At 38.3% G+C, this 24146-nt stretch carries 17 protein-coding genes; 3 read left to right on the top strand and 14 right to left on the bottom strand.

The window, feature by feature from the left end; translation table 11 throughout:
- Positions 1-47: 47 nt before the first annotated feature.
- From KIP84_RS05445 to hemE, 4 genes are all read right to left on the bottom strand, one after another.
- A complete protein-coding gene (locus KIP84_RS05445; RefSeq protein WP_213689468.1) occupies positions 48-1940 on the bottom strand; it encodes a DUF4105 domain-containing protein in 1893 nt (630 codons plus the stop codon).
- Between the two features lie 61 nt (positions 1941-2001).
- Positions 2002-2472, bottom strand: coding sequence for a DUF3015 family protein (locus KIP84_RS05440; RefSeq protein ID WP_003650547.1), 471 nt, complete (start codon positions 2470-2472; stop codon positions 2002-2004).
- A gap of 149 nt (positions 2473-2621) precedes the next feature.
- Entirely contained in the window at positions 2622-3416 is a 795-nt protein-coding gene (locus KIP84_RS05435; protein WP_213689467.1) for a DUF817 domain-containing protein, read from the bottom strand.
- Between the two features lie 6 nt (positions 3417-3422).
- Positions 3423-4496, bottom strand: a complete 1074-nt coding sequence (gene hemE / locus KIP84_RS05430) for a uroporphyrinogen decarboxylase (RefSeq protein WP_017398630.1) — start codon at positions 4494-4496, stop codon at positions 3423-3425.
- A gap of 301 nt (positions 4497-4797) precedes the next feature.
- Between hemE and KIP84_RS05425 the strand changes: the two genes are divergently transcribed.
- On the top strand, positions 4798-6039 hold the full coding sequence (locus tag KIP84_RS05425) for a L,D-transpeptidase (protein WP_017398631.1): 1242 nt from the start codon (positions 4798-4800) through the stop codon (positions 6037-6039).
- Positions 6040-6158: 119 nt separating this feature from the next.
- On the opposite strand, the gene basJ is transcribed toward KIP84_RS05425, so the two are convergent.
- From basJ to basE, 8 genes are all read right to left on the bottom strand, one after another.
- Positions 6159-7328, bottom strand: coding sequence for an acinetobactin biosynthesis isochorismate synthase BasJ (gene basJ / locus KIP84_RS05420; protein ID WP_213689466.1), 1170 nt, complete (start codon positions 7326-7328; stop codon positions 6159-6161).
- A gap of 124 nt (positions 7329-7452) precedes the next feature.
- On the bottom strand, positions 7453-8208 hold the full coding sequence (locus KIP84_RS05415; protein WP_213689465.1) for a 4'-phosphopantetheinyl transferase superfamily protein: 756 nt from the start codon (positions 8206-8208) through the stop codon (positions 7453-7455).
- A gap of 10 nt (positions 8209-8218) precedes the next feature.
- Positions 8219-8953 (bottom strand): acinetobactin biosynthesis thioesterase BasH, encoded by a 735-nt coding sequence (gene basH / locus KIP84_RS05410; protein WP_213689464.1) that lies wholly within the window; start codon positions 8951-8953, stop codon positions 8219-8221.
- A 71-nt stretch (positions 8954-9024) separates the two neighbouring features.
- Entirely contained in the window at positions 9025-10620 is a 1596-nt protein-coding gene (gene barB / locus KIP84_RS05405) for an acinetobactin export ABC transporter permease/ATP-binding subunit BarB (protein ID WP_213689463.1), read from the bottom strand.
- Positions 10617-12227, bottom strand: coding sequence for an acinetobactin export ABC transporter permease/ATP-binding subunit BarA (gene barA, locus KIP84_RS05400; protein ID WP_017480703.1), 1611 nt, complete (start codon positions 12225-12227; stop codon positions 10617-10619). Before barA ends, barB begins: the two co-directional genes overlap by 4 nt.
- A 245-nt stretch (positions 12228-12472) precedes the next feature.
- Positions 12473-13624, bottom strand: a complete 1152-nt coding sequence (gene basG, locus KIP84_RS05395; protein ID WP_213689462.1) for an acinetobactin biosynthesis histidine decarboxylase BasG — start codon at positions 13622-13624, stop codon at positions 12473-12475.
- A gap of 116 nt (positions 13625-13740) precedes the next feature.
- Positions 13741-14610, bottom strand: a complete 870-nt coding sequence (gene basF, locus KIP84_RS05390) for an acinetobactin biosynthesis bifunctional isochorismatase/aryl carrier protein BasF (protein ID WP_213689461.1) — start codon at positions 14608-14610, stop codon at positions 13741-13743.
- A 17-nt stretch (positions 14611-14627) separates the two neighbouring features.
- A complete protein-coding gene (basE, locus tag KIP84_RS05385) occupies positions 14628-16256 on the bottom strand; it encodes a (2,3-dihydroxybenzoyl)adenylate synthase BasE (RefSeq protein WP_213689460.1) in 1629 nt (542 codons plus the stop codon).
- 161 nt (positions 16257-16417) lie between these two features.
- Between basE and basD the strand changes: the two genes are divergently transcribed.
- Complete coding sequence (basD, locus tag KIP84_RS05380) at positions 16418-19360, top strand: acinetobactin non-ribosomal peptide synthetase subunit BasD (protein ID WP_213689459.1); 2943 nt, start codon at positions 16418-16420, stop codon at positions 19358-19360.
- 47 nt (positions 19361-19407) lie between these two features.
- Positions 19408-20718, top strand: a complete 1311-nt coding sequence (gene basC / locus KIP84_RS05375) for a putative histamine N-monooxygenase (RefSeq protein ID WP_213689458.1) — start codon at positions 19408-19410, stop codon at positions 20716-20718.
- Between the two features lie 64 nt (positions 20719-20782).
- Here basC and bauA read toward each other — a convergent pair whose 3' ends face one another.
- Positions 20783-23086, bottom strand: coding sequence for a TonB-dependent ferric acinetobactin receptor BauA (bauA, locus tag KIP84_RS05370; RefSeq protein ID WP_213689457.1), 2304 nt, complete (start codon positions 23084-23086; stop codon positions 20783-20785).
- Positions 23087-23171: 85 nt separating this feature from the next.
- Positions 23172-24140 carry a siderophore-binding periplasmic lipoprotein BauB gene (gene bauB / locus KIP84_RS05365; protein ID WP_213689456.1) on the bottom strand — a complete coding sequence of 323 codons (969 nt, stop codon included), beginning with the start codon at positions 24138-24140 and terminating at the stop codon, positions 23172-23174.
- Positions 24141-24146 lie beyond the last annotated feature (6 nt).

Genomic DNA, 24146 nt, shown 5'->3' with positions numbered 1-24146 from the left:
GAAAAATGATTTCATTCATTTTTCCCTTTTTTTATTCGTAATGCTATTCAAAAGAACCAAACATATCCTAGACTTGATTTCATCCAGTCTTGATGATTTTGTTGTTCATAATCCCAGTTTAATCGAACAGCATTATTGCGATTAATCAGATATTGCCACTGCGTATTGACTCTCAAATTCCATTGGTTTTGATCTTCCCAATAGGGTAACTCAATTTGCACGACAGAGTTGAAGCGCTCAAACCACTGATTCATACATCCTAAAGTTGGGCCCATCCCTACACGCCACCCTTTATCTAGATTTGAACCTGTTTGTACGTAGGTCTGTAGTTGCCCATAGCAAATATGTTTGCGCTCATAGTCAGCAAGACTGTAACCGACCTGAGCATTAAAGCTTGCTACACCGTGTTGTTTGTCTTCACTAAAGCTTCCATCATGAATGGCTTCCTGACGCCAACCTAAATTAAATCCCCAACTCAGCGGTGTTTTAAAAGGTTGAATCGGGTTATAAGAGTTCACTTCTAACAAATCAAGACGTTCTAGTTTTAAATGATCATCTCGCCACTGTGCATTACCATTTAAAAATAGTAATTGAGTACCTGCACGATAGCCGCCTTGAGAGTCTATTAAGTCATGGTAGGCTTGCCGATGACCAAGTTCAATAAACTTATCACCTTGAATCTCACCAGCTTTCACGGAAAAGTTACGTGCATTATGACCTTGAGTTGGCTCTTTTGTTGGTCTTTTAGGTTCTTGACGCTGCTTATCTAAATCAATCTGACTTCTGAGTGCTAAAAGCTGACGTAACTGCGGCTGAGCAATGCTTTCTTCTATTTTTCGGCTAATAAATTGGAGGTATAAATCATCGTAAGCCATCTCAAGGATTTTAGCCTGATCTTGTTCACTAAATGATTTTAAAATTTGAGAAGACTGCTGTGTCGGCATCATCGTAATTTGATGAGCCACCTTCGCCAATGAGGCACCATGCTGATGAGCTTGTGCCAATAATTGAGTTTCTAAAGCAGGTCGATACACAGGAGCTTTGGTAAGTCCCTCCTGCTGCATTGATTTAATAGTTTCCATTGGAATGGAGGCATAAGTAAATTTTTCTTGTAAGTTAGATTCAGGTTTTACTAAATCCACTAATCCCAACAATCGATAGGCACAGTTATCACTCACAAAGTAATAAGGGAAACTCACATGTTGCATTTCCCAAATGTGAGACACCAAGAAACGTGTTTCCTCAGGAGTTAAATTTAGCTCATATTCCCATAAATCACGGCTTTCAAAATCGCCATATTCTTTTACTTTACGGTAATAAGGCATTAGTGAATATTCACCCGGATACTGCCCTGTTAAACCTTTCCATGAATATGACCAGTTGTCGTTGCCTGCCACCGTTGCTGCATAATTTACAGCATAGGAAACTAAATTTAATTGCTGCTGATCTTTGGGGTCTAAACGCAATAAAGTATGCCCAAACATGGAGCTCGGATTGCCCATAAAATCTGTCGCATAAATTAATGTCGCTTTGTAGGGCTTAATTTGCCCAATCCAGTTTTCAAATTCGGTACACTTTACTTGAGGCAATTCATTTTCTTGAATACCTACTTTTTGTATGAGCCATTGGCTACGTGCAGGGAACTTACAACGAATCGACTGATTATCTTGAGCCGGCATAAATAATGCCGAGATATCCGCTTTCAGTTCTTCTTTTAAATTATTTTTCCCATTTTCCGACATGAAATAGCCACCGTAAGTGACATCACTTTTATGGTTTTTATTGGCATACATGAGCCTTTGCCATGTAATGTTTTGATCTAGATTTTGTTGTTCTGCGATTGACCAATATTTTTGAATAGATGGATTTATATCTGCTGAATACGCAATATTCACTGCCAAAGAGGCAAAAACTAAAACAACTGACTTCATTAAGCTCATCAATTTTTATCATTAAATATAAGAAAAACCCTGCCATACGACAGGGTTTTCAGTTTCAAACTTATACGTAAGCTTTTAAAACGTCGTCTTTAGCCATTACAGTTTGTAATGATGCTAAAACTTGAAGCGTATTTTGGTTATTTGCAGAATAGATTTCACCAAAGTTTGCTTTTGAAACTTTAAAGAAACGGTCTTTGTCTTGAGGTTTAATTTGCATTAACTCAGCAAGTACGTTCAGGCTTTCACCTTGGCCTACTGCCATATCACGTGCTAAAGCTTCAGCATTTTCATTTGTAAATGTAACCACTTGAGCAGTTACTGTTCCGCCTTGACGGCAGCCTAAAGTACCGAAAGTGATCCCTAGTAATTGGTTAGTAAAAATACCGTTTGTTGTCGCAGCAAGAATTTTAGGCGCTACTCCTTTTTTGCCAGCCCAGACTTGTGTACCCACACCACAACCTACGTCGTTGTCAGCCATTGCAACACTTGAACCAGCCGCTAATAACGCAGCTAAAGCTAATTTTTTTAACATAGATGTAAATCTCCAAAATCATTATTGATTGTTTCTTATGTGTTGTATTGTTATGTGTAATTTTTATTACACGCTATTAAAGATAGCGAGATGGTTGTGAATTAGCAATTAAAAAATAAACAATATGATAAAAAGTGCAAAAGAAAAATTTATCTTAAATTCCAGTTACCTTGATTATCTCGATGACCCAATATTTTAAGCACCAGTACTAAACTTAAGAGTAATAATAAATACCATGACCCCAGTTTACCCCAACCCACCATATGCCAAGCATCTACCTGACTTGGATAGAGCCAGATTTTATAAAAAGTACTAATATTTTCAGCAATCCAGATGAGAAAAGCGAGGGTAAATAATACAGGTAACATCGGAATTTTAAATTTATGTTCATTTAACTGAAAATAAAGTTTGGTTTTCCAAAAAATAAAAATGCTTATTGCAAATAAGATATAACGAATATCAGGTACAAAAAATTTACTCATAAAGTTTATATATGAGAAAAATGCCAGTAAAAGCATCGTTCCAAAACTTGGGAGTTTTTCAAAAGAAACTTGAAACAGTCGAATTGACCGTGCAAAAAAACTACCTACAGCCGAATACATAAAGCCTGCAAATAAAGGCACAGTTAAAATTTTAAATACCGCAGGCTGAGGATATTGCCATGATGCAATCGCAGGGTGTGTTAAAAATATTTCCATGACCATCGCCATGACATGAAATAAAGCAATAACTTTGGCTTCTGCCCATGATTCAAGTTTTAAATATAAAAGACAGATCTGAATCAGCACTGCATAGATGAGTAAATAATCATAACGATAAAAACCCATATATTCATGGCTTCCCATCGGTGCTGTTAAAGCAAAAGCAATTAAAAGTAGAATACCAAACAAGGCTGCCGAAACAGCCTTGCCGATAAAATGAATTGGTAAAGTGAGATGGCGCACAAAAAACTATCCTAGATATTTAGCACTATACTCATGTACTGTATCTACAAAGATTTTTGGTTGCGCAGGGTCTACCCACTGGGTAATACCGTGGCCTAAGTTAGCAACGTAACCTGTTTTTTCACCGTTTGCATAAGCATCGTCTAACATTGCTTTTACAGCTTTTTCAATTGAAGCAGCCGAGCCATATAAAACAGCAGGGTCAAGATTACCTTGTAGCGCTACACGTCCCGACACAATATTACGAGCTGTATTAAGTGGAGTAGTCCAATCTAAACCTAATGCATCTGCACCAGTCGTAATCATTGGCTCTAACCATTGACCGCCACCTTTAGTGAAAACAATAACAGGAATACGGCGACCATCTTTCTCACGTTGCAAACCAGCAATGATTTTATTCATGTAGTTTAAAGAGAATTCGACATATTCACGATGTGCTAATGCCCCACCCCAGCTATCAAAGATCTGGATAGCCTGAGCACCTGCATCAATTTGAGCATTTAAATAGTCAATAACTGAATCTGCTAAATGATCAAGTAAAGCATGCAAAACTTCTGGTTGCGCGTACATCATCTGCTTGGTAAAACGGAACTCTTTACTTGAACCACCTTCAACCATATACGTTGCTAATGTCCAAGGACTACCAGAAAAACCAATCAGTGGAACTTGGCCACCTAAAGCAGAGCGAATTGTGCTTACTGCATTCATCACATAATCAAGGTCTGACTTTGCATTTAGCTTGGGTAAATTCGCGACATCTTGTTCAGTACGAACAGTTTTTTGAAACTTAGGGCCTTCACCCGTTTCAAAATAAAGACCTAAGCCTAATGCATCAGGAATTGTTAAAATATCTGAAAATAAAATTGCTGCGTCTAAATCGTAACGGCGTAAAGGCTGTAAAGTTACTTCACAAGCAAATTCTGTATTTTTACATAGAGATAGAAAGTCGCCTGCTTTTGAACGTGTTTCACGATATTCAGGCAAATAACGTCCTGCTTGACGCATCATCCATACCGGTGTGGTATCTACAGGTTCGCGTAACAAAGCTCGTAGGAAACGATCATTTTTCAAAGTCGTCATTACCAATCTCTATATTCTTTATGTGGCAGCATCATATCAAAAACATAGAGATTTTTATAATTTCAATTTCACACAAAAAACTCGTCAATCTACTAAAAAATGCATATTTACACAAAAGTCTACTGCAAGCAGCTAGGTTTTCTGCAATACTTGCAACATGTTACATCGGGTCTATTGATATTCTTTTAACCACTAAATTGCCAATCTTGGGCTCATAGAGATGAGTTATTGGTAGTTTTATGCACTTTTAGATTAGATCATGCCCCTATTGCTTATATGAAAATTCTTAAGGTTGAATTACATGTTTGTTCGCTCATTACTCGCTATGAGTTTAAGTTGTATTATTGCTAATGTTGCTTTTGCTGCTTCAACAACTGAGCAACCCCTGAACCCTAAAAAGGTATCAGCTCCTGTAGAAGATCCGATTGATCCTTTAGCAGTAGATGCAGCTTCAACTGTAAAAGCTCAAGCTTCGACACAAATTACCGCTCAAGAACAAAGTGACTTAAATCGAGCGTCAACAACATTACAAAATTTGCAAAAAACTGAAGACCAAAATGCTGATTCAGGTATTGCCGCTTCAGCGCCGGTAGCCGTAGCTAAAACGACCACAACAACTGCAAAGACTTCAGCTCCAGCAGTTTCTTGGACATTAGATAGCTTAAATTCGGCTGAATGGTATGAAAATATTGGTAAAGGCCAGTTTCCAGTTTACGCTCGTGCTCACGTCATGCTAAATAATGCACATGCATCACCAGGTGCAATTGACGGTATGAGTGGCAAAAACACTTTAAAAGCAATCTCTTCATTCCAGCAAATGAATGGTTTATCACCTACTGGTGAACTGACTAAAGAAACTTGGGATGCATTAGTTGCTAAGCAAACAAAACCTTCATTTATTGAATACACCATTACTGATGCTGATTTAAAAGGCCCATATGCACAATCAATTCCTTCTGATTATGCTTTACAGGCTAAAATGAAAGGTTTGTATTACACTCGTGTTAGCGAAATGTTGGGCGAAAAGTTTCATATCGATGAAGCTTTCTTAAAAACAATCAATCCAACAGCAACATTCAAAAAAGCGGGTGAAAAAATCATTGTTCCAAACGTACGCAATGATTTACCAGAAGACATTCATTTGATTATTGCGCATAAAGGTGCAAAACAATTGTATCTCTTCAATAGCCGTAACCAAATGATTGCGTCATTTCCTGCAACAATTGGCAGTACTGATACGCCTTCTCCGACCGGTACTTACAAGGTAGTTGGTGTGGCTCGTAATCCTTGGTATAGCTACTCACCATCAAACTTTATTCAAGGTAAAAACTTAAAACCTCTTTCTTTACCACCAGGTCCAAATGCTCCTGTAGGTAATATCTGGATTGGTTTAAGTAAAAAATCTTTTGGTATTCACGGTACACCAAACCCGTCCTTAATTTCTAAAACAGCTTCTCACGGTTGTATCCGTTTAACGAACTGGGATGCTAACGATTTAGGTAATAAAGTACGTTCTGGCGTAACTGTTAAATTCTTAGAATAATCCTCTTAAATAAAAGAGCCTGCTTTATGCAGGCTTTTTTATTAAATTTTTAATATATCTCAGTGGAATATTTAGTTATTGTTTTGACTATAAAAATAAAACCAGCCTAGGTTTAATAATTACACAGCAATTTTTGTATTTAGAATATTCAGCATGGTTTGCATTTTAGCTTCTGTTTCTAGCCATTCAGCTTCGGCATCTGATCCTTCCACAATTCCAGCACCAGCATATAAGCGCATTTTATTTTCACTGAGTAGACCACATCGAATCGTCACTACCCATTCTCCATTACCCTCGGCATCCATCCAGCCTACTAACCCCGTGTAATAATGTCGGTCATAACCTTCATGATCTAAAATAAACTGCTTAGCAACATGAGTTGGTGAGCCACAAACCGCTGGTGTTGGATGTAATTCTAATGCAAGGTTTAATGCATTCGGTGCCTGTTGTTTGAGCATACCTTGGAATTCTGATGATAAATGCAACATTGTTGATGTTTCTAAAATATCTGGAAATTCAGAAACCTTAAGCTCTACACAATGAGTGGCTAAATTCCTAATAATATTTTCAACCACAATTCGATGTTCATGTTGGTCTTTCTCAGATTGATTTAATTCTTGTTGGCTGACGAAATTTTTTTCAGAAATCGGTGATTTGGGTCTAGAACCGGCCAAAGGATTACTGGTTACAATACGACCTTGTTTTGATAAAAGCAGTTCTGGGCTTGCGCCTAGAATATAATTATTATGTTCTACTGGAATCACAAAATTATAAGCATTTGGATTTTGTTTTAATAAAGCAGCCAATAAATTTTCTGGCTCTTGATGGCGGTTAAACTCATATTCAACAGCCTGAGAAAGAACAACTTTTTCCACCTTCTTTTTTTCAAAAGCATCTAAAGCTAACTGCACTGTACCTTCAAATTTTTGGCGTTGAATAAGTAATGATTTATTAATTATCTCAATGTTATTACGATTTTTTAATGAGTTAATCGTAGAAGATGCTTGTGTTATTTTTTTATGATCAGCATAAAAATTTAAGCTACTTTTCTTTGTAATATCAAAAGGTATAGCACCAATTAAAACTGGATTTTGATGGCCTTGCTTTTTAATTTCTTCAAAACATTTTGCAATCTCATCATTAAATAGTGCGGTATTTGCTGCAGGTGTATTTACCGTTTTAACGAATTCGTTGACTTCGAGATAATAATTCTTCGTAGAGAAACATGAAAATTTCTTTTGACCGATATGATCTAAATTTTGCTCTACTGATATTTGAGTCTGCATCATCTGTATATCACCTCTCACATTGATTTTTTTCAAGCAAATTCTGTAGTACTTCTTTTTAAATATAGGAGTATAAAAATACTGAAACACACATTAATGCAAATGATTATTATTATCAATAATAAAATTAGTTTTCAATGCAAGAAATTGTAATTATCTCGTTATTTGTATAAAAAAATTTAACTTTAACTTCTAGATTTACCTCGATTAAACTTTCTTGTCTAAGGTAAAAATAAAGAAACTCGCCATCTAGTTTTTTAAAATTTATATTTTTAAAATCAATAATTTGCTTATATTTTAAATAAATTGCTTTAATGATACTTTCTTTAGCAGAGAATATTACCAAATATAAATATGCTTGTTTTTTTTGCAGCTTTTCAATTTCTGCTTGTTCATTTTTATTTAGAAAAACATCATAAAACTCATCTTTCTTTTGAAAAAAAATATGATGCTTTTGAGACTCTATATCGATCCCAAATATTTTTTCTTTAACCGTGTTATTTCTAGCATATGCGATGGCATGACATGATTTTTTTGATCCAACATGGCTAATCCCACCCAGCACTCCTTCGGGCCATAGGGGTTCCCCATGTCTACCTTGATAGACAATAGAATGTTGTAAATTGAGGCTTTGTAATGCATGTTTTGCTGCTAAGCGTCCCGTCAAGAATTCTAATTGTCGAATGAAGCGTGAGCTTTTTATATTCGGTGGAAGAAATATATTTAGCTCCTGGTAGATATGATCAAGCTGAGGTATTTCTTTGATTTCACTGAGCTGGACTTTATGTATATCTAGCCCGAAAGCTGTTAGCTTTTCATATTGAATATTTATTTCATCCAGACATGAATTAGCCTCTCTATTTACCTGCTTCTCCCTATTCATAGCCTGCACTTTATTCAATATTCACGGTCAATGTTTCAACGATGGCAGCAATGTTTTCAAGCATCTTTATTCGGGTCTCGGGATTGAGAAAGTAGAAATGGTCCCCTTCAAACTCAATACTACCTAACCACTTTTCTGTGTGTTGTTCCCATGCATCCATCATTCTTTTGTTAGGAATATCAGGGTCTTGTTTGCCATAAAATGCAACGATCGGAACCTCAGTCTTATGAATCTTCTCGCTAAGTAATTGATCGCTAAGATAGAAGTCGTTACGAATGATTTTGAGAAAGAATGTGAGCGCATCCTGATTATTTAAAATTTCATCAGGAAAATTATTGTAGCGTTTTAATTCATCAATAATTTTTTCATCAGTTAGCTCATGCTTGTACCGCATATGTTGAATATAGTGATGCTCAGGTCGGCTACTTATAACGATTAATCTCAACTGATCAATCATTGTTTTTTCATTCAAATAATTGAGTACTTTCCAAATCAAGCCACCTCCTACACTATGTCCAAATAAAATGAACGGTGTATCTGAATAAGCATGTATTTCATTGGCAATTTGCATAGCCAATAGATCAGGATCATCAATTAATGGTTCATTTATTTTTATACCATGACCCGAATATTCAATAGGAATAATACGAATATTGTCAGAGATCTGCTTTTTCCATGGATGATAAATACTCGCGCTACTCCCCGCAGGCGGTAAACAGAACATATTATATTGATGTTTATTCACTTAAGAATTCTCCAAATATTAAGCATTTTTCTTTCATAAAAAATGCTTAAATCAGGTTTCTACGTTATTTTTTAAACAGAAATTGAAGCTAAATTGATAGTTTGAGTCGGTTGCCAAATGGTGGAATCACGATGTGTCACAAAAATAACCGTAGAAGAAAGAGTACGTATCGTTGTAACGATTTCTTGCTCAGTCTCTTCATCCAAGGCAGAGGTTGCTTCATCAAGTATTAAAATCGGCGCATTTTTGAGTAATGCTCGGGCAATTGCGACCCGCTGACGTTCACCACCAGACAATGCGGTGCCTTGTTTACCTACCGATTGATTAATTCCTTCTGAACTACGGTCAATAATTGCCCCTAATGCGGCATCTCTTGCAGCCTTTTCTATTTCATCATCAGTTGCATCAGGTTTTCCTAAACGGATATTTTCAGCCAGTGTTCCTGTGAACAAAATAGGTTCTTGCGTGACATAAGCGATATTCGAAACCAAATCTTCATATTTCATTTGATCAAGAGTTATGCCACCCAGGGTAATTTTTCCTCTTTGTGGATCATCAAACCGTGTAAGTAATTCAAGTAAAGTACTCTTACCACTACCGCTTGGTCCAGTAACCCATACTCTGCTCCCCCATGCGATTTCGAGAGTCATATTTTCAAGTACTGGCGCATAGCTAACGTCTTGTACAGAAATATGATGGCCAGTAGGAATTTGAGGGTGTAATGGCTCAGGCAACTCAGGTGGATGGGTGATCTGATTAAAATTGCGAAGTGCGGCAAACAAATCATTGATATGCAACCCTGCGGTAGCAAGTTCACCTAACGGCGCTGCTGCACGTCCAATTAAGACGAGTAATGCCAATATCAAAGCCGCATGATTGACTCCAGCGAACACCAGATATGTTGCCATCCCTGCAATGGGTAAAACACTTGCCAAGGTTGCAACAAAACTTGCAAATGCAGCAGCACGATTAATCCGTACTAAAGTCTCTTCTTGCTCTTCCCAACGATGTTCTAGCCTTTGGACCGCACGTTCTGGTCCCGAGGCTGTGCGTAATAACTCAACATGATCAACCAATTCCAACGTTGCTTGTGAAGCAGCTAAATCGGCAGTATTACGTTTTTTATCAATATGCATGAGTGCACGTTGTGCTAGGAATTGAGCAAATAAAGAGAGTAAAAGTAAGCCTAAAGCGACAAATGCTACGCCTGCTCCAGCAAGCAGGCCTATTCCTATTGTTAGAAATAAAGGCATAAAAGGCGCATGTAAAAAGGTTTGCAATTGATGAGCAGGGATACTCATAAACCCAGGAATTCCCTGTCCAGCAATTGTCTTAATCTGAGCACGCTGTTCATTGGTAAACCAAGAGAGCTTGGCACGAGCTAAAGATTTGCCTAACTCAGCAAATAGGTCTCCTGCTAAACGCACACCAGTAAGGAAGCCAGCACGAGTGACTATAACTGTCACTAATATTGCTGCAATTGCACTGATGAGAACCCAACTTGGAGACCATTGATTGACAATTGCAAATGCCAAGACGGTATATGCGATTGCTTCAATTGCGGCAACAATGATCCATCCGATACCAACAATAATTAATTTTTGCTTGGCTGCACGAGGAAGCATCGAAAAAATCTGATCTTTATTTAATTTAGCAGGAGTATTCATAAAGATTTCCCTGAGTCAGTTGGGCCTTTAAGCACTAACCTGTTGTCGGCATGAGCAGCTAAGGCAAGATCATGAGTGACCATGACGATGGTTTTATTCTGGTTTTTAGCTAAGTGGCTTAATTCCAATATTATTTTTGTCGCATTGGTCTGGTCGAGTGCGCTCGTTGGCTCGTCTAATAAAATAATAGGAGCTGAGGATAAAAACGCACGCGCTATTCCTATGCGCTGTTTTTCACCACCTGAAAGTAAAGTTGCATCTGCATTTAAATCTACTTTTAATTGGGCCTTGAGTAATGCCTGCTCAAGTTGTTCATCATTTGCATTAACGGCAGATAAGGATAAGTTTTCTCTTACTGTGGCCGGTAATACATCTCCACCTTGTGGAATAAACAAAACCTTTTCATGTCTTAGTTTTTCATGTAATTGCAAAATATCTGTTTTTGCTAATTGAACGACACCTTCTTGCAATACAGCGAACCCAGCAAGTGCTCGCAGTAAGGTTGTTTTCCCAACTCCACTTGGCCCTGTAATTGCAGTCATTGAATTTTTTGGAAATGAATAACTTAATCGATCCAATACTTTTTGATTTTCAATTGTAAAGCTTGCATTAACTATTTCGAGTGTTACATCTTGCTCAATCTGTTGTAGATTGCCCGATGAGAGTACTGGCTCTTTTAAGAATGCAGATAAACGACTAGCTGCAGCTCGCCCAGCAGCAACATAATCAAGACCATGCCCTAAACGTAGTGAAGGTGTCACGATGGCCAAACTAAAGAAAAGTGTTGCAGCCAAGGTCATGCTGTCGTATTGATAAGCCACGAGATAGGCTATGGCAAAGGTTGCAGCAGCTTGTAGTAATGCAGTGGCAACAGCAGCGAGTGTTGCGACTTTACTCACCCAAGACACCATATTTTGAGTGAAATTTTGTGCTGATTGGGTATAGGCAGTTAAAGCGCCTGATTGTTGCCCATATATTCGATTATCACGAATGCCGCGCGCATAATCATCAGCAGAACCAATAATATCTAACATGACCTGCATACGTGCAGCACCATCCCGTTTTGATACATGGGGGACAATAATTAAATAATAAAGTGAAGCAATTGCCCCAGGTAATAATACCCAAAGAGCCATCGGGCCAACTAACACAACTAATAAAACAATAGAAACTAAAGGGATTACAGCAAAAATCGCAATTTCCGACGGTAAATGCGCCACCATATGATGTAAAGTTGCGATATCGTCTGAAACCAGTCGTTTTAAGCTTTGGTCACCCTGTTTTGATAGGGTTGTGGTCGGTAACCGAATTAAATGATGAGCAATTTGACGACGTAATCGTGCCGAAAATCCAGCCTCTGCATCATGCACTAACCATGAAGCCAGTGCTGCCAATGCCGCCCCAACTATCCAAAAAACCGCTGAAAAGATCACCCAATAAGAAGATAAATAACCAATCAACTGAATCATGCCCCACAGGGCAGTTAAAATGGCTAAACCAGAAAATACGGCAGCAAGTGTTCCTGCAAATAATTTAGGAAATGCTGGCTTGAGTGCAGGTGCCAAAGAAGAGTCTGTCATCAGATGAGATAACTTTAAATCAGACATGCTTATCTCTCTTTATATTCATAGAAAAAGCGGTACTTAAAATAAAATCTCGCTTCAATTGACCAGCAAGAATTGCTATTTTCGGCTTTAAAAAAGCATGAATAAGAAAATCATATAAAAAGTATTTTTTTAAAAACTTTAATTGCATCAAAAACTTCCTAACCGCCCTATCAAAATATTTTTAGATCATTTTCTAGACTGTAAAAATTAATATGGATTTGTCTAAATCATCTTGGTTGATATGACTAAAAACCAACTGTACGTTTAGAGGCACCTTGTAAATCAAAAATAACGTCGTCAATTAAGCTATCAATCTGACGTGTATCTCGGTGATGTGCCGTAGTAATTAAATGAGCCATATTTCCAGAGGTTGCCAGATAATGCTTTTTCCAGACGTGCTCAGAAGGACACGGAAATACCACAGTGATTGAATTCGGATTCCGCCAAGCAGGAATGCTCACTGCCTGAAAGCGATCAACCGCGTACTGGGCCATTTTGAGGCAATGTTGAATTCTCTGTCGTCTTTGTAAATTGGTTTGGCTACGTATTGCTGCCCACATCAGCAAGACGGTATGACCATTACGAGAACCACTAATGGTTTGATCACGTGTAGAGATATAGTCAACATCTACCGATATACGCTCTACATTTTGGCGTTTGGCCACAACAATGCCACACGGAATCGGTGAGCCAATCATTTTATGACCAGACACACAAATCGAGTCGATGCCATGAGCAAAGGAAAACGCTTGAGGATGATCAACAAAAGGTAAAATCATGCCACTCAAGGCAGCATCGACATGAATATAATAATCTCGGCGCATGATTCCGATTTGCGCTAAGCGCTCTTGAATCATTTCAATATCATCAATTGCGCCCGTCATAGTCGTGCCAATATTTGCAAAAATAATGGGGTGACTTTCTTTATTGGTTTTTATTTTATCGATTAAATCATCATAGTCGATTTCACCATTATCCAATGATTCAACCACGCAAGATTTCATCTGCAATAATTTGGCGATTTTTCCTACCGAATAATGCGTATCTTTTGAATAATATAATGTTGAATCTGGAAATAGCTCACGTGCCAGATAGCAGCCAAACATATTACCTTCTGTGCCACCATTGGTTACGTATCCCCAGCTTTCTTCAAAGGGAATTTGAAAAATTTCAGCAAAATACGCCATCACATCTTTTTCAAACTCAAAAGAATTCAATGCGTAATTGCTATAGTCTTTCCAATCACCACAATTATTAATAGAGAATTTGAAAAAACGGAATAAAGCGGAATAATCAAAATCTGCAGATTCAGGATATCCAATATTGAAGTATTGATGTTTTAAACAGTAATTCCAGAATGTCTCTATTTTCTCTTGATCAGCAGGCGATAAAATCATTTTTTGCTCCGTTAATATGACGATTACAAGTCGTCTAAGGAGTCGCTATCAAAGATATAAATTTTATGTATAAATTTAGCGACCAGGATTTGTCGTATGCCTTATGAGGCAACCCTCTACCCTGCAATCCGTTGCCGTGCATCCACCAATGACCACCAATTTGATAAAGTGGGTGTACGTCCTAATTCCTCAAAACTAATATTGATTCCCTGCGCTTTGAGTTCCGAAGAAAACTGCATAATTCGTAAAGAGTCCAATCCATAAAGAATCAGGTTCTCTTCTGGATCTAATTCATCTTCTTCAATAAGCTGCTGGACCTTTTGCTCTAACCAAGGTCGTGTAATGCCTGTTGCCACCTGCCCCACTACAGATTCGGTATCCACAACTTGACCGCAACGTGAAGATACATATTTCAAAGCTAAGCGGTGTTCTTCTTCTGAAAAATCGGCAACTGCATCCCCAACCAGAAAGGGTTGTATGTCACTCATAAAAGCTTCAATTGCCGTAACCATACAACCGATATGAGCATAGACACCGCCAATAATGAGCTGATCACGATTCCAATTTTGCATTCTTTCAAGCAAATCCGAACGTTTAAACGCGCTATAACGCCATTTCGTTAAGACAATGTCATGTTCAGCAGCAGTAAGTTGATCAATAATTTTTTGCTGATCAATTGTTGAGGCTGGCAAACCCGGTCCCCACATCGCATTCAGTAATGCACGATCTGCCGCTGGTTGTTCATAAGGCTGTGCGGTATAGACAACCGGAACATTGTTCTGATGTGCCCAAGTTCTTAGTTGAACTAAATGATTAACAACCGTCTTAATTAATTCACTTTCAGCATCGTAAAAATTTAAAAAGTAACGCTGCATATCATGAATTAATAAAACTGCTCGAGAAGGATCTAATTGCCATTCTGTTTTATTATTTGGATAACTCTCTCTTTTGGGCATGAGATAAGTAGAAATTTTTGCAATAGCCATATGCTGCTCTATATTTATTAAGATGTTGTAGATGTATTTAAAATGCTGCGAAGTTGCTTTTTGTCCACCTTACCGACTGCGGTTAGTGGCAAACTTTCGATTAATTTGATCTGGTCTGGAAGTTTGTATTGTGCAATACCCAATTCCATGAGATGGCGTCTGAGCACAACAGCTTTAAGTTCAGGATTTCGAGAAACAATAAAGGCACAACTTTTTTCACCGAATTGTTCATCAACAATTGCGACCAAAGCTGCGTGCATAACTTCTGGATGCAAAAGAATAAGTTTTTCTATTTCTTCCGAAGCAATCTTTTCACCACCACGGTTAATCTGGTCTTTAATTCTTCCTACTACACGTAAATTACCATCCGAAGTACGCTGCACGAGATCGCCCGAATAGTAATAGTTGTCCTCATCAAAGACCTGTGAATTATGTTCAGGGCTTTGGTAATAACCACAAAAGGTATAAGGCCCCCGAGTCGCAAGCATCCCTATTTCGCCTTCTGGGACTTCTTTATACTGCTCATCTACAATTTTGATTTCATCATCAGAACTGATAGGACGCCCTTGGGTGGTAAAAATTTGCTCATCGGAGTCATCTAGTCTGGTGTAATTGACCAAGCCTTCGGCCATTCCAAATACTTGTTGTAATTTACAATTGAGGACTTCAGGAACTTGACGGGCTAAAGATTCAGGGAAACTTGCACCACCTACTTGAAGCAACTCTAAAGACTGAATTTGATCTTTATATTGCGTGGCTTTTTCTAGCCACATAATGACAGCACTCGGCACTAAAGATGCCATATTGACTTGATGTCTTTGAATAATAGAGAAGCAATTGAGCGGTTCAGGATTTGGTGCCATCACAACACATCCACCTGCATGTAAAACGCCTAATCCACCGGGTGAACTCAACATAAAGTTATGGGGAGCTGGTAGAGCGCACAATAACCGGGTATTTGAGTTTAAACCGCAAATCTCGGCACTGGCCCGCACACTATAGTCATAGTCATTATGCGTTCGTGGAATAAGTTTTGGTGTTCCCGTACTTCCACCTGACAATTGAAAGAAAGCAACTTCATCAGCAGGTGTAGATGAAAAATCGACTAAGGTCTTTGCTGGTGTTTCAATCCAGTCTAATAGTCCGAAATCGGTAGCTTGATGATTGAGCATCAAAATAATTTCAGGACTTAAATTTACTTCATGAAGTGAGTCAATAAATTGATTATTGCTAAAGACTTCATGCTGACGCGAACCAATTAAAAGCTTAGGTTGAATCTGTTTAATAAAGGCATTTAGTTCATATTGGCGATGGCTATATAGCGCATTGAGCACAACCACGCCTGCCTTAAGCAAGGCAAAAAAGACAATATAAAACTCCGCAACATTGGGAAGTTGTACTAAAGCAGTATCACCCTTGCCCAAGCCTTTTTCAGCTAGTCGAGAAGCTAAATTTGTTGATAGCTGGTCCAGCTCGATATAACTCAACTGACGCTCACCACAAATAATTGCCGGCGAATGCGGGTGCAATTGAACCCCTACCGTTAAAATGCGCGTCAAAGGTTGGTCAATCCAATAACCTTTATTTCGATAGTGTTGCGCTCTCTCTGGAGACCAGCGAACAAACTCAATCAACTGTTTTTTCATGACATTCTAAATATTCAATTTAATTTAATGATTATCAAGCTATTGATTCTTCGTAAATTTTCTTACATATCGGCATAAATATTTAATTTGAATACCGACAAAAGAAAATTCTTAAGACGGACAAGCTATATATTCAAAGCAAAATTGGAAATGATTAACAAATGCAACTGGTAATCATTTTCATTTGTTTGTATGATGCTGAAACAAGATTAATTTGTCAACCGAGTTATCGTTCAATGTGTGAATTAACTTCGATGCAAGCGGCCTGCTGGTTTGGTCGCTCTGGCAACGCAACTTTAGGTGGGGTTGCTGCCCACCTCTATGCAGAATTTGACGGTCAATTTATTGATCTACAAAAATTACATTTAGCACTTCAACAACTTTATAAAGAACACCCTATTTTGAGGTTAAGTTTGAGCGCCGATGGCATCGCAAACATTATGTCTGAGAAGACTCAACAGATATTAGAAGTCGATGATTTTTCAAAGCTTAGCGATCATCAAATTGAGCAAATGCTCATGCAAAAACGCGAGCAATGGACCCATCAAAAACTTGATTTAAGTCGGGGCCAAACTGCAAGATTTTCTGTAAGTGTTCTTAAAAATAATATTTTCCGTTTTCATGTAGATACGGACATGATTGCTATAGATCCGTCCAGTTTTTTGAACTTGATGGAAGATCTTTCTTTGTTTTATGAAGACCCAGAAATATCATTCTCCCGTCCGCCTAATTTTTTTGACTGGTATCAAAAAATACGGACAGCCCCTGACCTAAAAAAATTAAACCAACGAGACCGCTTATGGTGGAAACAACGTCTGCCTCATATTAGCCCTGCTCCGTCTCTACCTTTCATTCATCAAGAATTCAAAACAGCAAAAAGTGATCGTTTAAGTATTTGGTTATCGCCGGAAGAACGAAAAGCATTACAACAACTTGCTAGAGAACAACACATTACCGTGACCAACCTGATATTAGGTTTATTTGCATATACGCTTGGTCATGCAACCAAAGATCACAGCTTCCGATTAAATATTCCTACTTTTTGGCGTGAGCCGGTTTTAAAAAATGTCGAAGGCACTATTGGTGATTTTGCTAATTTAGTCATCCTTGATGTCGATATGAAAGGAATAACTACCTTAGCTGCATTCTGCAAACAAATAGCAAATCAAATGCTTGAGTTATTAGAGCATTCACATTATTCGGGTGTTAATGTTCTACGTGACCTGTCCCGTTATCATGGTAGTGCACAGATTGCTCCCGTGGTATTTACAGCGGCACTTGATTTAGAAAATGATAATTTACTTTCCAAACGTGTCCGCCGTGTTTTTGGCTCAATGAATTGGGTCATTTCACAAGGACCACAAGTTGCACTTGATGCACAAGTTGCTCATGTAGATGACGGTATTTTAGTTAACTGGGACATCCGTTTAGATGCTCTACCCAAAGAATGGATCACGAATTTATTTGAATCTTTCATTCATTTACTTAAAAATCTTGCCGCACACCCTGAGCAACTTAATACACAAATTATAAGCCCAGCCCAAAATACCTCATCAGATCGTACGTCCCAAAAACCATTAAATGCATTACAACAAGCCTACCTATTAGGCCGAACTCAAGCCCTTCCTTTAGGTGGTGTTGCCATGCAAGAGTTTAGGCAGTATCACGGCACAATAGATATTGTTTTATTAAGACAACGTTTGACAGAAATGGTACGGCGGCATGACAGCTTACGAACCTATATTGATAAAAATAGATTAGTACAATATGTAAGCGATCAAGTGAGTGTCAATTTAAAAGAAATAGACCTAACTACATGGGAACCTGAACGTGCTTCTCACTACATCGAGTCCTATAAAAATAGTTATACGCATGAGCTATTTGATTTAAATCAGTCGCCTTGGAATATCACCGTATTTTTATTAAAAAATAATCTATTAACAATTTTTGTCCGCTTTGATGCATTGATTTTAGATGGCCGATCTATAGCTTCACTTATGTTAGAGCTATTTGATGGACAACAACATGATATCCAAACACAAATAGAAGACAATGAAGCTGAAAATAGCTTGTCTGTTCATCAGGAAGATATGGCTTACTGGGAAAGAAAATTTTCTAAATTATCGGCTATTCCAGCGCTTCCGTGGAAAACACCCTTACAGCATTTACCGACTTCACGTTACCAACGTAATAGTCTGGTTATAGAAAAAGATCAATTTAAACAGTTGTCTAAAATTGGAGCGAAACATTCACTGTTTAAAAACTCAGTCATCATGGCGCTTATTTTGGAAGTGCTATCTCATTGGAACACTGAAAAATCTCTATGCGTTGCTGTTCCTACACTTCCCCTCTATGCCGGACCATTTTCCAATAGTTCTACGTTTATTGCTGTTGAGTGGAAAACTTCAGATCAATTTGCTGAACAAGCAAACCGTTTGCAAACTGAAGTTTTAGAGGGTTTACAGCATCTTTCCTTTTCAGGCGTTGATCTCGCTCGACTATTATTTGAAAAAGTTGGCACTGCTCCAGTATTGCCGATCGTAATTACAAATGGTTTGTCATGGCCTGTATTATCTGAATCTCATCCTATTCAGCAACTAGATGGCCTTACTCAAACACCTCAAGTTGCAATTGATATTCGCTTTAGCACAAGAAATGACGGCGCTTTGATTTTCGATATTGATTATGCCCAAGAAGCATTTCCATCCCACATAATTGACGATTTCTTGGATGCGCTACAACTAGCAATCAAGCAAATTATTGACTCAGAAATATTCAGTTTTGATCTCAGTAATTTTTTAAGTGAGCTTCAAAATAAACGACCAGATTTTAAGAATAATGAGTCCAATCATTCATCTATACCACTTGAAAATAATGATAAACAGCAAAATCAACTACTCGACATTTATTTAGAAGTGATAGGTCACACGCCAAATAAGGAAGTGGACAGCTCAACTCATTTTACTCATCTCGGGCTGCGTCCACATCATTTAAAGGTCGTTTCAAAACGTATCAATGAAACATACGCGATTCAGCTCTCACCTGTTCAACTTATTCAATGTCGCAATATTGCTGATGTAGAGAAACTACTAACACCACATTAATTCGTATTTTTAACTTTCATAACTTTGGAAACAGATAAAGTATAAACATGAAAAAAATAGATATTACCGGAATTGGTATTGGGCCATTCAACTTAGGTTTAGCTGCTCTTTTGTCTCATCATCCCGAAATCAAAAGCGTATTTTTAGAACGTAAACCAGAATTTCGATGGCATGAAGGGTTGCTATTGCAAGGCACAACATTACAAGTTCCTTTCTTTGCCGACTTGGTTACTATGGCCAATCCTTGCCATCCCTTAGGCTATATTAATTATTTACATCAACATGATCGCTTACATCAGTTTTATTATTACGACAGTTTTTTAATTCCACGCCGTGAATATGACCATTATTGCCGTTGGGCTTCAAAACAATTACCCGATTGTCGATTTGGAGAAAACGTAAGTCATGTGGAATATGACGCCAAGCTCGATAAATTTATTATAGAAAGTGAATCAGCTTCGGGCGAAAAACAAAAATATATAAGCCAAAATCTGGCGATTGGTATTGGGACTAAACCTCGAATTCCTAAATGGCTTGAAACATGCAAACACCCTTTAGTAAAACATTCTGCGGAGTTTGCGAAAATTCAGGAACAACTCAAACAATGTAAACAAGTCACGGTTATTGGCTCAGGCCAGAGTGCAGCAGAATGTGTGCTTGCTTTATTTAACTCACTTACACCAGAACAAGTAAAAGCAGGTGCCTCTATTCGTTGGATCACACGTTCTGCTGGCTTTCACCCAATGGAATATTCTAAACTTGGGCAAGAATGTTTTACCCCTGCATATATGCAATATTTCCAGAGCCTGCCTAGAGATAAACGCCGCGATATTGCTGCTAGTCAGGGCCTGATCTATAAAGGGATTAGCTTCTCAACCATTGGCGATATATATGATGTGCTTTATGAGCGTTCAGTGGCTGGTGAGAAATCCGGTTTAAGCCTATACACAAGCTGTGAAGTTGAATCGGTTGAGCAACTTGAATCGGGTTCTCTGCGTTTAACCTGTTTACACACCCAACTCGATCAACGTTGCGAATTAGAAACTGATGCCCTTGTCGCAGCTACAGGCTATGTTCATGATTGGCCTGAATGGTTCCAAAATATGAAAGGTTCTATTTTAGCGGTTGATGATAAAAATGATTGTATTGTTCAAGAAGACTTTACGGCTTTACGTTGTGATAAAGGACAAGGTCGAATTTTCATTCAAAATGCCGAAATTTTTCAGCAAGGTGTAGGTTCTCCAGACTTAGGGATCGGAGCAACCCGAAACTCAGTCATTATTAATCAATTACTGGGGCGTAATGCTTATCGAATTCCTAAACAGTCTTCTTTCCAGCACTATGGTTTGCCAAAATAAAATATAAATATCATAAAAAAACCCGCGATTGCGGGTTTTTTATTCGGTTGAAGATTACAACAAATTAAAAGTCATATGATACAGATAGCATATACGTTCTTGGTGCACCTAAAGCCAAATTCGTCAATTGTGGCTGTGCCCAATACGCTTTGTTGGTTAAGTTATAGATATTGGCGCGGAAAGTAACTGGGTGGTTCTCGACTTTCGTGCTATAGCGTGCACCAACATCTAAGAGCGTACGCCCAGGTACGGACAAGGTATTTTCTGCATTAATATATTGCTTGGAAACTGCATTGATATTTCCTGATAAGGTTAAAGTCCCTTGTGCTACTTGAGTATCCCACTCTGCTCCAAGCTTAGCCTGATTTTTTGGCACAGCAACTGCTGTATGACCATCGTTTCCTCCACTCTTAGTCTTGGTAAGTTCAGGATCAAGATAGGTAAAGCCCCCCATTAAACGTACATGTTCAATCGGTGAACCAAAGAATGACCATTCAATACCACGATTTCGTTGTTCTCCATCCGAAACAAAGGTAGGTAAGTTATTCACAAGCTGTGAAGGATCTGAATAACTATTTGGTTTGGTAATTTCAAATGCACTCAATGTATGCGCAAATGTCCCCAAATCAACCTTCAAACCAAGTTCCTGTTGTTTGGTTTTTTGAGGAGGAAATATTGTCCCTTTATTTGATGTAGTTGCAGGTGCCTGATCTCCCTTTGTCAAACCTTCAATATAGTTTGCATAAACAGAAATTTTATCAGTCGCTTTAATCAGTAAGGCGACACCAGGCGTGGTTGCTGATTTAGCATTTTCAGGCAATGTATTAACAGAACTTGTTGCTTTTACAGTCTGATGACGAAGTCCTAAAGTCAACTGTACTTTATCTTGAGCAAACGACAATGTATCGGCTAAACCGAAGCTAGAGGTGGAGAGTGTCGAATGAAATAGAAACGGCGGTGTAAATTCCGGTTTAGGCCCCCAATTTGGATTGGGATCATAAATATTCGTAAAAACAGGATCACCAAAACCTGGGATAATTCTATAACCATAATCATCTTGTGCATGATTATAGTAAGTTGCGTTGGCGACCCATTGATGTTTCACAGGCCCCGTCTCAAACTTGCCTTTAAAACCTGCATCTGCTGATTTTTTATCGACTTCAAAAGCAAGTTGTCCAAGCATTGAACTCAGTGTTCCAGTGCTACTCGTAATCGTCCCTGCACTTGCCCCATTATATTTATATTGGGTTGTACTTTGTCCATAAGCCGCATATGCCATTAACTGATCAGAAAAATCATATTCGCCACGAATCATGGCACCTTTATCTTTGGTTTCCACAGAGCCCCAATCCGGACTAAGTAAGGTATCCGCTTTCGGTGGTTTCGGAATTCCAACTGCAGTAGAGACGTTAACACCACGTGTTACACCATCAACATGATCTAAGGCATCGTAAGCATCAACAAAAACACGTGCTCTTTCACCTTGCCAATCTAAACCAAGCGAAAATAAACGACTTTCTTTCGACTGATCATTAACTGCTGCATCTCCATCTCGATACATTCCATTGATACGAACGCCGAATTCTTTATTTTCACCAAATCTTCTTCCAACATCGACATGTCCACCAAACTGAGCATCCGACATATAAGTTGTGGTCAATCGTGCAAACGGTTCATCAGCCGCATATTTGGTCACTAGATTTACCGTTCCACCCACCGATCCTGCTGGCGGCATCCCATTTAACAAAGCGGAAGGACCTTTCAACACCTCAACGCGGCTAAACATTTCCGGAGAAGTTCGATAAAATGGTGTGATACCAAAAAGTCCGTTCATTGACATATCATTCGTGCTCGAAGCATATCCACGAATATAATAGTTTTCACTCCAACCACCACTTGCACCGTTGGTATATATCGATGGATCAGTTGCTGCAATCACTTCTGTAATATCTTTTGCCTGTTTATCTTCGATATATTTATCTGTATAACTAATCGTATTAAATGGCGTATCTAGAAATTTTTTACTACCGAGAAATCCAACATTGCTTGATGTTGCAACTTGTCCACCTGCATAAGTATCGTCTTGTTCAGCTTTTACGGTAATTGCTGGTAAAGCTGCTACATTTGTTTGAGCAGCTTCTTGTTGTTCTAGAGTTTTTGTTGAATTATCAATAACAGCAGCATAGGTATTTGATGCACATAGTACAAATACAGTGCCTAATGCATAGCCTAATCGAAGGGCCATTTGTGCAGATGCAACACCATTTAATACAAAAGAACGGTGATTAATTCTTTGATCATTCCCACTTTTAAAATTACGGTTATCGCTAACGTTGTTCATTGAAAGACCTTTAATGTTGTGATTCATTTTTTATTAACTATCTGCTTAAAATACAAAGCAAAATAGTGAAAATTTATGCTGTAAAATTTGATTAAGTGATATGCGTAAAAATTTATTGGTAGCCTTTTTTTACATCTTCCATCACTATTTTGAGCGAGGTTGGGCTTGCAGCCGTGGTGTACCACGCATCGGCATCGACAAAAATGACACGACCGTTTTTCCACGCTTTGGTTTGACGTAATAATGGATTTTCAACACTGGCAGCATTAATGTTTGAGCGATGTTCCATCACAGCAGTTCGGTCCACGATATAGAGAATATCTGGGTCCGCTTTTTTGATGAATTCACTCGAAATTGGTTGTCCATGTAGACTTGTATCCATCACACCACTTGCAGGCTTTACTCCAAAAGCATTAAAAATAAAGCCATAGCGTGACTGAATACCAAAATTACTAAATGCCCCATTGTTATGAAGAACGACTAACGCTCTTTCTGGGCGATTGGCCGTTACGGCTTGTACTTGCTTCACCTGTTCATCAAGTTCAGAAACTTTCTGGCGGGCTAAATCTTCTTTATTAAATATTTTTCCTAAGGTCATCATATGGTCTTTAACCAGACCAATATGATTACTCTCGCTATTGTTGAAATTAATATCGTAATGAATGGTCGGGGCAATTTTTGACAGTTCCTGATACTGATTAACGTGTAATGGCGTCATCAAAATCAAGTCTGGTTTTAATGCATATATCCGTTCCATATTGGGCTGTACAATTGCACCCAAATCCTGAATTTGTGTATCTTTTTTATATTTTTCCAAAAAGTGTGGAACATAATCTTTTGGCATTCCCATAATCGGGACATTGAGTTGATCTAGAAAGTCAGCTTCATTCATATCAAGTACGGCAACGCGTTGCGGTAAATGATCTATCACCGTAGTTCCAAGCGTATGTTTCACCGTAATCGGTTCTGCGAGCTTCTGAGAAGCTTCAGTGGTATCTGCAACTTTTTGATCACATGCTTGTAGAGTGACAGCTGCCGCTATGATGAGGGCTACTCCCCCATACTTTTTCTTCCAGTTCATATGTAT

Origin of the sequence: Acinetobacter sp. BHS4, assembly GCF_018454425.1 — a bacterium.
In the GTDB taxonomy this organism is placed as follows: Bacteria; Pseudomonadota; Gammaproteobacteria; order Pseudomonadales; family Moraxellaceae; genus Acinetobacter; species Acinetobacter pittii.
Note: the sequence above shows the minus strand (reverse complement) of the source record. Positions and strands in the feature narration are given on the sequence as shown.